The 478-nt window shown below is 46.4% G+C and carries 1 protein-coding gene; it reads left to right on the top strand.

Annotation, left to right across the window (positions count from 1 at the left end):
* Positions 1-478 (top strand): SprB repeat-containing protein (locus tag ASG38_RS18430; protein WP_162239648.1); only part of this gene is annotated, 478 nt, incomplete at both ends.

Genomic DNA, 478 nt, shown 5'->3' with positions numbered 1-478 from the left:
ACTGGCCTACTCCAACCTGAACGGTGGGCAGACCTATACCATTTATGTGAAAGATGCCAACGGATGTGAGATTACACCTCAGACATTCACGATAAACAACGGGGTTGACATACAGCCGACGGCAACGGTAGTACCTAACTGTACCGGCAACGTACCAGGAAACACCGTTACCATTAACGTAAACCCTGCAGTAGCCTCACAGGTTCAGTACTCACTGGACGGAGTAACGTATGTAACATCAAATACGTTCAGCAACATTGCTCCGGGAAGCCATACCGCCTATGTACAGCACACCAATGGCTGTACCAAAACGGTTCCTTTCACTATTGACAATTTATTACCAATCACAGCAACTTCAAATGTAACAGCTAATGTATTATGCTTTGGAGATGCTACAGGAAGTATTGAAGTAACCGCTACCGGAGGAACGGGAACGATTGAATATGCAATTTCTCCTGCCTTCGCCTACGGAACTGCC

Source organism: Flavobacterium sp. Leaf359 (assembly GCF_001423985.1).
In the GTDB taxonomy this organism is placed as follows: domain Bacteria; phylum Bacteroidota; class Bacteroidia; order Flavobacteriales; family Flavobacteriaceae; genus Flavobacterium; species Flavobacterium lindanitolerans.
Note: the sequence above shows the minus strand (reverse complement) of the source record. Positions and strands in the feature narration are given on the sequence as shown.